The organism is Sedimentibacter hydroxybenzoicus DSM 7310 (assembly GCF_013403245.1).
In the GTDB taxonomy this organism is placed as follows: domain Bacteria; phylum Bacillota; class Clostridia; order Tissierellales; family Sedimentibacteraceae; genus Sedimentibacter; species Sedimentibacter hydroxybenzoicus.
Genome location: NZ_JACBNQ010000044.1, coordinates 1 through 11179 on the forward strand (window position 1 = coordinate 1; position 11179 = coordinate 11179).

2 protein-coding genes, 1 pseudogene and 1 CRISPR repeat array are annotated in these 11179 nt (G+C 32.5%); all 3 genes and pseudogenes read right to left on the bottom strand.

The window, feature by feature from the left end:
- Positions 1 to 94: 94 nt before the first annotated feature.
- Positions 95 to 634: pseudogene (locus HZF24_RS18365) on the bottom strand (reverse transcriptase domain-containing protein); the annotation flags it as partial.
- A 413-nt stretch (positions 635 to 1047) separates the two neighbouring features.
- Positions 1048 to 1185: a hypothetical protein gene (locus tag HZF24_RS18370; RefSeq protein ID WP_179239835.1), complete on the bottom strand. Its 138-nt coding sequence runs from the start codon at positions 1183 to 1185 to the stop codon at positions 1048 to 1050.
- A gap of 103 nt (positions 1186 to 1288) precedes the next feature.
- Positions 1289 to 1438, bottom strand: a complete 150-nt coding sequence (locus HZF24_RS18375) for a hypothetical protein (RefSeq protein WP_179239836.1) — start codon at positions 1436 to 1438, stop codon at positions 1289 to 1291.
- Positions 1439 to 1779: 341 nt separating this feature from the next.
- Positions 1780 to 11132: direct repeats of the CRISPR family, unit length 30 nt; unit sequence ATTTCAATTCCTCATAGGTAATCTATAAAC.
- The last annotated feature ends 47 nt before the right edge of the window (positions 11133 to 11179 follow it).

The window sequence follows — 11179 nt, forward strand, 5'->3', positions numbered from 1 at the left end:
AAATCAGAGGTAACATCAGTAATTATGTGATACTTACAGGTTTACTTTGCATAAGTACTTATTTAGCATAAGGCGGTTTATGCTAAGCTTAGCATAAGGAGCCCTGCGGCGTTCCACTGGTTCTCTCTATTTTTTCATTTCTCACAATAAATGGAGCCTTAAGCCACCTTTCAATATACAGCAAAATCCACGATTCCTTTGTATGGAACTTAACCGCCTTTATTAGTAACTCATGGTCTATGTTATCAAACAACCCTTTGATATCAAATTCAATGACATAGTCATGTTTCCAACATCTTTGTCTTGCTTGTCCTATTGCATCCAGTGCCGATTTGTTTGGTCTGTAACCATATGAATCTTCATGGAATATTGACTCAATTTTAGGTTCTAAATACATTTTAACAACCATTTGTGCAACTCTATCTCCTACTGTAGGAATTCCAAGTCTTCGAGTTCCTCCCGTCTTCTTTGGTATTTCTACTGCCCTGACGGGTGGAGGAAAGTAACTCCCTGAACTCATTCTATTCCAGCTTTTGTACAGATTTCCTTTTAAGTCTTTTTCAAAGGATTCAATATCCACTTCATCTATGCCTGCACTACCTTTGTTTCTTTTCACACTTTTGTACGCATCCATTACTACTTGTTTTGATATTTCATAAGGTTTACCGTTCTTCACATGTTCCTCCTGTATTACCAGTTGTCATTTGAATTCAGCTAAAATGATACAATCTCTTCGCTCCATTACCATTACAGTAACTTCTTCACTACTACGAATTGTTCCGCCCCTGTACTGCACATCACTTTTTCAGCCTCATCTTTCTGTGACTTGTGCTTTTCCGCTTACCATTGCAGTCCAGGTTCCTGTGTTTCGCAACAAAGCCTGTTGTATGCTCATGCCATCTTAATACCGGTTGCCAAGTAGCCAGCTATCAGGATTCCTCTACTCTTGTCCTTAGCCAGTGGTGACAGCTAAGTTTTGACAACTTTTTACGCTATCGATACTTCATCAATGGTTCACTTTCGTTCATCTTCATACAACCCACTTGACTATTTGTATAGCCTTTTCCTTAATCGCTCACTACCGTAGCTCTTTACTTCAGCAGCATTAAGGTAGTTTGACAAGTTTGCCTGTACAACCCTTGCCGAAGGACCTCCCCTCATCTCTGTTGCAACTTTGCACAGCACACCACCACCTTGAGTTACTCCTTTTCTTCCTTTATATTTCAATTCCTCATAGGTAATCTATAAACATAATCGAAACCTTGCTATATCCTTCCGCTTTCAGATTTCAATTCCTCATAGGTAATCTATAAACTGATAAATCAAACTTGGTTGTGGCAGTAAATGAGGATTTCAATTCCTCACCGGCAATGCTGCGATTACTCATACCATCAATGTGTTGAAGTATGATTCTTTGTTTTTGATTCAATTTTATCACTTCCTTTACATCCTCCTTTCAGTGCATACTGAAAGGATATCATATTTTTAAAGAAAATGACCTAATTTTCAATGAGCGTTGTTGCAAAATCGAGCCGCCGCTCTGTGAATCTCCAGTCGGGCTACGCCCTCCTTCTGATTCACAGAGCGGCATATTTACAACTAACCATAATTTCTCTTGTATATTAAACTTTTTGGTTAATATTCAAATATATTTGGTTTGCTTTTCCTTCTCATTTTAATTATACTGATATTGACCTAATTTTCGATGAGCCGGCTGACCTATTTTTAGATTAGCATAAACACTAGAAGACAATTCATCAATTTTCTTTTGAACTGCATATTTCAATTCCTCATAGGTAATCTATAAACATATGATTGAGAATTAGAAAGTTTACTACTTTTTTAATTTCAATTCCTCATAGGTAATCTATAAACATCAGGAGCATCACCATTTCCATCCCATACATCCCTATTTCAATTCCTCATAGGTAATCTATAAACATGAATCTGATCCAAGTGAAGCAGCACAAGAATTTGTATTTCAATTCCTCATAGGTAATCTATAAACTCTCAAGAGCCGATATTTGTTGTCATACTGATTCTTATTTCAATTCCTCATAGGTAATCTATAAACGAAAGAGGTCTTTTGGACTGTTTTATCATTAGAAGCATTTCAATTCCTCATAGGTAATCTATAAACTGGTGGTACCTACTCAACGTCCAACACAAAAGATTAATTTCAATTCCTCATAGGTAATCTATAAACAAAGGCTTAATCACTGAATTCAACGTACAAGGTATATTTCAATTCCTCATAGGTAATCTATAAACGCTATACTCCGAACCCGGACCTGAACCACCACTGCTAATTTCAATTCCTCATAGGTAATCTATAAACGTATCACCGCTCATCCCCACAACTCTACCTGATGCAATTTCAATTCCTCATAGGTAATCTATAAACACAGCATTCATTAGTTTTATTAAGTTTATATTGTGAATTTCAATTCCTCATAGGTAATCTATAAACTGTATCAACCTTTTTAGCATGAAGTTCTACTTGCTTAGCATTTCAATTCCTCATAGGTAATCTATAAACCTATACTCCGAACCCGGACCTGAACCACCACTGCTAATTTCAATTCCTCATAGGTAATCTATAAACAATCAAGATTTACCTGATTTAGAAGTAGGGGACGAAGATTTCAATTCCTCATAGGTAATCTATAAACACAGCGCATATATTCCCATTGAAGAATATGAAAAAAATTTCAATTCCTCATAGGTAATCTATAAACCAGGATACTTATTCGGGAGGATTAGACGCATATACATTTCAATTCCTCATAGGTAATCTATAAACGACGCCGCAATCGACAAAGTGTTACCAGAAACCAAAATTTCAATTCCTCATAGGTAATCTATAAACGATGCTTGATTTAAGCAAATATGAAAGGGATTATGATGATTTCAATTCCTCATAGGTAATCTATAAACAATAATATTTGCCATTATTTATATCCTCCTCTGACATAATTTCAATTCCTCATAGGTAATCTATAAACTTGTTGCCTATCCTCCGCTTTCTTGCACTTGCTGATTTCAATTCCTCATAGGTAATCTATAAACTAAGATATTAACATTATCTATAATCTGACTTTTTGATTTCAATTCCTCATAGGTAATCTATAAACGAAAGTGTTTATTTAACAATTCACAAGCTTTTGTTATATTTCAATTCCTCATAGGTAATCTATAAACCATCATGCACCTCTCAAAAGCTCATACACCTTTTCTTATTTCAATTCCTCATAGGTAATCTATAAACCGAAGATGAAACAGGCAAGATTTATTGTACTAAGTTAATTTCAATTCCTCATAGGTAATCTATAAACGGTTATACATGGGATATAAAACAGTATAACAGACAAATTTCAATTCCTCATAGGTAATCTATAAACACACATGATACTTAGTTATATAATTGGAGGTGAGCAATTTCAATTCCTCATAGGTAATCTATAAACTATATTTGTTTGTAATATGTGGTTTTCTCGCATACGTATTTCAATTCCTCATAGGTAATCTATAAACAAAATGGTCATACTCAAAGCTGTGGTTGTTTAATGTATTTCAATTCCTCATAGGTAATCTATAAACTGTTGTGGGTAAATAGCCTGTAGACAGTGCCGTTAATTTCAATTCCTCATAGGTAATCTATAAACATTTTCTTACAGGCGCATCCGTAGGAGTTGGCTTATATTTCAATTCCTCATAGGTAATCTATAAACACTGGGGGAGGTGGAAAATTATTCGAAGAAGCATTATTTCAATTCCTCATAGGTAATCTATAAACTAATTCCCCCGGGTATAATGCCCGGGAGTTTTTTAATTTCAATTCCTCATAGGTAATCTATAAACGCGGAAATATTTAACACGCCACCGTCAACCCATTCATATTTCAATTCCTCATAGGTAATCTATAAACGTTAAGAGGAATAATTGCGAAAAAAGGATTTTCTCAAAGATTTCAATTCCTCATAGGTAATCTATAAACGAATCAGTACAGAAGATATATTAATGTATCTGCCTGATTTCAATTCCTCATAGGTAATCTATAAACCAACACCACCTACCAAAACTTCTGAAAAATATCTAATTTCAATTCCTCATAGGTAATCTATAAACATGAGGATGATTTTTAAGAAAATCATATTTATATTTATTTCAATTCCTCATAGGTAATCTATAAACGGTATAGAACGCATTAGAGCAGCAGAATTAGCGGAATTTCAATTCCTCATAGGTAATCTATAAACTTGCGATTTTTGTAGTGAAATGGTATAATGTATCATATTTCAATTCCTCATAGGTAATCTATAAACTTTAAAACCGTCCTGAACACGACAATCTGAATAATATTTCAATTCCTCATAGGTAATCTATAAACTAACGTCTCATTTTTGCATAGGTATCATACATGTCAATTTCAATTCCTCATAGGTAATCTATAAACTTGCATGAACCGTGCCAACGAAAACACAAAAGATTTATTTCAATTCCTCATAGGTAATCTATAAACTTGACATCCCGATCCATTGTCTTTTGAGGGTCTATAATATTTCAATTCCTCATAGGTAATCTATAAACTTTAAAGGTCTAACACAATTTCCCGCATTCAACCTGATTTCAATTCCTCATAGGTAATCTATAAACACGTTACCGTGATGAATGGCAAGGACGTCAAAGAAATTTCAATTCCTCATAGGTAATCTATAAACACATTGAAGACTGCTGTGCCTATACTTGTTGCTATCCTATTTCAATTCCTCATAGGTAATCTATAAACGAATCAAGCCACTTTATAGCAACAAAATCATTCTCAATTTCAATTCCTCATAGGTAATCTATAAACGCTAAATGGTTGTGGGGCAAAACAAAGCAATGGCTATTTCAATTCCTCATAGGTAATCTATAAACTGATACTTTACACACACTGTGAGATATAGAATTATATTTCAATTCCTCATAGGTAATCTATAAACCAGTAAAAAGTTACCGCCTTATCGACATCTAAATTAATTTCAATTCCTCATAGGTAATCTATAAACCAACATCTGAAGGACTAATAGCAGAAGTTAAAGCGGATTTCAATTCCTCATAGGTAATCTATAAACGACTAAAAAGCGGTCTACACCCGCAAGCCTTACAAATTTCAATTCCTCATAGGTAATCTATAAACTATTACAATCAGTTATTTTCGGAGCTTTGTTGGCAAATTTCAATTCCTCATAGGTAATCTATAAACCCTGACCAAACATTTACGTATTATTTCATGCACAAAAATTTCAATTCCTCATAGGTAATCTATAAACAAGTACATAAAAAAGTAGTACATTAAGCAATCATATTTCAATTCCTCATAGGTAATCTATAAACGATGTCTATGTTCTTTGATTCTAATGAATTAAATTCATTTCAATTCCTCATAGGTAATCTATAAACGCACCAGTCAGAGAAGAGAGAACAGACTGATATGCAGATTTCAATTCCTCATAGGTAATCTATAAACAATATCAAAGAAATTATACAGTTTACGCTATTGATTAATTTCAATTCCTCATAGGTAATCTATAAACTATATTTTGTTATAATTACCCAATCCCCAAAATGTAAATTTCAATTCCTCATAGGTAATCTATAAACAAATATACATCCGGCATTATATCGTTATAAGGTCTATTTCAATTCCTCATAGGTAATCTATAAACTATTCTTTATTATTTAGATCTGTAACTATCATATTGATTTCAATTCCTCATAGGTAATCTATAAACGTAAAATCTCCGTGAATAATATCGTCATTGTCAAAATAATTTCAATTCCTCATAGGTAATCTATAAACTTGTTTATAATTTCTGCATAAGCTTCGTCTTTACTAATTTCAATTCCTCATAGGTAATCTATAAACATACTATAGTTTCAAGTAATTATAAAGCTTTAAATTATTTCAATTCCTCATAGGTAATCTATAAACATGGAGATAAAACAGCATTGGATATAGATGTATTTTATTTCAATTCCTCATAGGTAATCTATAAACTTAGATAGAAAAGTGACAAAGGATGTGTTTAACAAATTTCAATTCCTCATAGGTAATCTATAAACTCAAAACCATCAAATATACTGCCGAGTTTTGATTCATTTCAATTCCTCATAGGTAATCTATAAACAAAACAAATCGAACATAAGTAACCGCAACGGTTACATATTTCAATTCCTCATAGGTAATCTATAAACTTGATTCCGGTGTTCTTCATATTTTCTGTTATTTTATATTTCAATTCCTCATAGGTAATCTATAAACTTCATTGCTAATTTGTATAATATCTACTTTATCTGCATTTCAATTCCTCATAGGTAATCTATAAACTAAACATAAATTAAACATATAAGCATTGTTAAAATGGCATTTCAATTCCTCATAGGTAATCTATAAACTCAGCGCAGAAATGAATTATAAGGCTGAGAATGTGAATTTCAATTCCTCATAGGTAATCTATAAACATACATTCAAGAATTCAGCAGGACAAGTTAGAAATTATTTCAATTCCTCATAGGTAATCTATAAACAGTACTTCGGATAGCCAGCTTCCTTTAGTTTTGTAAATTTCAATTCCTCATAGGTAATCTATAAACCAATTTAGATAATGATAATATCAGCAGATGTTCAATATTTCAATTCCTCATAGGTAATCTATAAACTGTAGATTATACAGAATTCAGAATGTGAATATTGATTATTTCAATTCCTCATAGGTAATCTATAAACCATATCTCAATGTATTATCTCCCGGCTCCAATTGCAATTTCAATTCCTCATAGGTAATCTATAAACAAGGAACAAATAATGATTACACTATTGATATACTTATTTCAATTCCTCATAGGTAATCTATAAACCTGAAATATGCAAGCTTGATGTACCGGATGTTATGTTATTTCAATTCCTCATAGGTAATCTATAAACCTATAGCAATCTACGATTCAGTTTATTAGGGCAAAATTTCAATTCCTCATAGGTAATCTATAAACTGTTTCAGGTGCGTTCATAGGTATATTACCCGCAATAATTTCAATTCCTCATAGGTAATCTATAAACCATACAAGAATTATCTCCACAACTTCAATTGCTTAATTTCAATTCCTCATAGGTAATCTATAAACAATATATCGTACAACTTAAGGACATGCCTACAACAGTATTTCAATTCCTCATAGGTAATCTATAAACTCAAGTTCCTGCTGTTTTTCTACCCGTGGCTGTACAATTTCAATTCCTCATAGGTAATCTATAAACAGTAAAGAAAATGGCTATCAAATATGGTATTGCAGAATTTCAATTCCTCATAGGTAATCTATAAACTTACTTACTCTTACAATGCCATCTGCAACAGCGTAATTTCAATTCCTCATAGGTAATCTATAAACCAAGGAGGCACAGGAAAAAGGGCTATGGTTTTATAGATTTCAATTCCTCATAGGTAATCTATAAACTATATTCTATTATGCATTATTCATATTTAAAATTTAATTTCAATTCCTCATAGGTAATCTATAAACGTTCTTGCCTTTCTCGTTTCTTCTGATACTTACCTATTTCAATTCCTCATAGGTAATCTATAAACTATGTCTATACACACTCTGTATTTACCGTTAGCTCTATTTCAATTCCTCATAGGTAATCTATAAACGAAATAACAGATCTGCAAAAAGGCACTGTGAATACCCATTTCAATTCCTCATAGGTAATCTATAAACATATATGGAAATGTACCAGATACTCTATCTCAACTTAATTTCAATTCCTCATAGGTAATCTATAAACATGAGGAAGTCATTTTGAAAGCCAAGAGCGTACTTTTTATTTCAATTCCTCATAGGTAATCTATAAACAAAAAAATTCGCAAATTAGAAAGGTGTAAAAAGTTATATTTCAATTCCTCATAGGTAATCTATAAACTCTGATAAGGAGATTATAGCACAAAAACCATATTATGATTTCAATTCCTCATAGGTAATCTATAAACGCGTATTCACTTGTTGACTCCGGGAACTGTTCTTCATTTCAATTCCTCATAGGTAATCTATAAACCTGAATTAAAATGCCGAAAGCAGTTTATTGAGCCAAATTTCAATTCCTCATAGGTAATCTATAAACGCACGTTCCATTTCTTCCTGCAGCTCATCGCCCTTATTTCAATTCCTCATAGGTAATCTATAAACTCTCAAAGATGCTCTCAATACAGTACTCCAGACCAATTTCAATTCCTCATAGGTAATCTATAAACCAGACTAAGCGGAAGTTTTTTAGTAGTATTGATTTATTTCAATTCCTCATAGGTAATCTATAAACAAGGTAATACCGTAAATCAGGGAGTAACCGTTCAGTACAATTTCAATTCCTCATAGGTAATCTATAAACTCATAACTTCTTTTTTTTGTATTATTTATATAAAATATTTCAATTCCTCATAGGTAATCTATAAACTTGAAAAAAATAAATAAAAAGCTTGGTACTTCTTTATTTCAATTCCTCATAGGTAATCTATAAACTGGCACTTGGTTATCAGGGAAGCAAAGGCGCATTAAATTTCAATTCCTCATAGGTAATCTATAAACTTAACCTTTTCAACCATCTAATGGACAAGCTTAAATCTATTTCAATTCCTCATAGGTAATCTATAAACGCTGCAGCGATAGCCAATACGTGCATCAATATGGTGAATTTCAATTCCTCATAGGTAATCTATAAACACAAGTGAATACGCAGAAGAAGGAGACCTTGCTCAATTTCAATTCCTCATAGGTAATCTATAAACTGGAATATGACAAACTGAGTACTGTTGATAAAATTAATTTCAATTCCTCATAGGTAATCTATAAACAAGCTTTCTGAAAACCTAAGCATTTTACGTATTATAATTTCAATTCCTCATAGGTAATCTATAAACGAGGGTAGAAGCAATAGGGCGTTTACAGATTTAGAATTTCAATTCCTCATAGGTAATCTATAAACACTACTAGCACCTCTTTACCTTCAACGTCTTGCTTATTTCAATTCCTCATAGGTAATCTATAAACTACAATGTCCGCTTCGGTTGTAGCAAGATTATTTCCATTTCAATTCCTCATAGGTAATCTATAAACTTAAATCTTCCTCACCTAAACGCTCAAGTTGAGCGAAATTTCAATTCCTCATAGGTAATCTATAAACCGGACCCGAGGGATGGCAGAGAAAGCACGAAGTCAATTTCAATTCCTCATAGGTAATCTATAAACTAAAAAGAATTATAGGTGATGCTATGGAAGTAACAGATTTCAATTCCTCATAGGTAATCTATAAACCTACACCCAGCTTATAGAACAGCCGGTTAATAACTTGATTTCAATTCCTCATAGGTAATCTATAAACATGTGTATGAGCTCAAGAGATTTTTGGCATAAATATTTCAATTCCTCATAGGTAATCTATAAACACGTTATAAGTCTCACCTACTTCGTTTGCATGTATATTTCAATTCCTCATAGGTAATCTATAAACCACGATTAATTATATTAATACCGTCAATTGTAAAATATTTCAATTCCTCATAGGTAATCTATAAACGGTATGCGGCTCTTGAACTATTACGGTACCTCCAGATTTCAATTCCTCATAGGTAATCTATAAACTCTGCTTATAACAATCTCACGATATTCCCTGAGAAATTTCAATTCCTCATAGGTAATCTATAAACTGAGCCGGAGAGATGGAATCTATTCAAAGAATATTGATTTCAATTCCTCATAGGTAATCTATAAACATGATTGTCCTACTAATGATTCTATTTCATTGCCAATTTCAATTCCTCATAGGTAATCTATAAACGTCATAGTAGCATCTATGAGATTTATGCCACCTTTTAATTTCAATTCCTCATAGGTAATCTATAAACGGAAGAGAACCTACTTCTTTTTCATCCATTATATTTTATTTCAATTCCTCATAGGTAATCTATAAACTGGAGAGAGTTTGCTTGTGTCAGTACCTGCCAGCTTATTTCAATTCCTCATAGGTAATCTATAAACATGGGTCACCAGACACAGAGGCGCTCAGTAACACACATTTCAATTCCTCATAGGTAATCTATAAACGATATAATGTTTTGACATATGCTTCACCCCTGGTACATTTCAATTCCTCATAGGTAATCTATAAACGAGGACTTAGCATTTCAATGGGAAGGTAGAACAAAATTTCAATTCCTCATAGGTAATCTATAAACTTCGGTGAAAAGTGATTTGTTGCAAATACGGCACTCATTTCAATTCCTCATAGGTAATCTATAAACTTTAACATACATCCGATCACCTCTTTCGACAGTAGTATTTCAATTCCTCATAGGTAATCTATAAACGAATTATTAGAAGAAATACAAAAGGAGACATTTTAAATTTCAATTCCTCATAGGTAATCTATAAACCAGCCCTACTATGTACTGTGCTAATTCTTTTAACATAATTTCAATTCCTCATAGGTAATCTATAAACAATTATTTTATAATACTCAAGAGCTGCTGCGGAACAAATTTCAATTCCTCATAGGTAATCTATAAACAAAGCAATCTATTTACTTACCGAGTACAAAATCTTATTTCAATTCCTCATAGGTAATCTATAAACAAATAACAATCGTGACCGAAATCCTTTGCATCAAAACAATTTCAATTCCTCATAGGTAATCTATAAACTATTAATTGTTCCTGGAAACCATGATGCTAATTTTGAATTTCAATTCCTCATAGGTAATCTATAAACGATAATATACAAAATCAAATGGATGTTGAAAATGAAAATTTCAATTCCTCATAGGTAATCTATAAACATATTTATACCGGTTGATGATGAGGACATACCATTATTTCAATTCCTCATAGGTAATCTATAAACATGGTATATTATTAGGATTATATGTAAGCCATTCAAATTTCAATTCCTCATAGGTAATCTATAAACTTATTGCTGCTGTTTTTCTTGCCGGGCTTCTTATTATATTTCAATTCCTCATAGGTAATCTATAAACGCTACTTGCGCCATTCCTTCATAGAGCAAAATCTTATATTTCAATTCCTCATAGGTAATCTATAAACGAGGATGTTGAGACAGCTCTGCAAGGTGGTAGGCAATTTCAATTCCT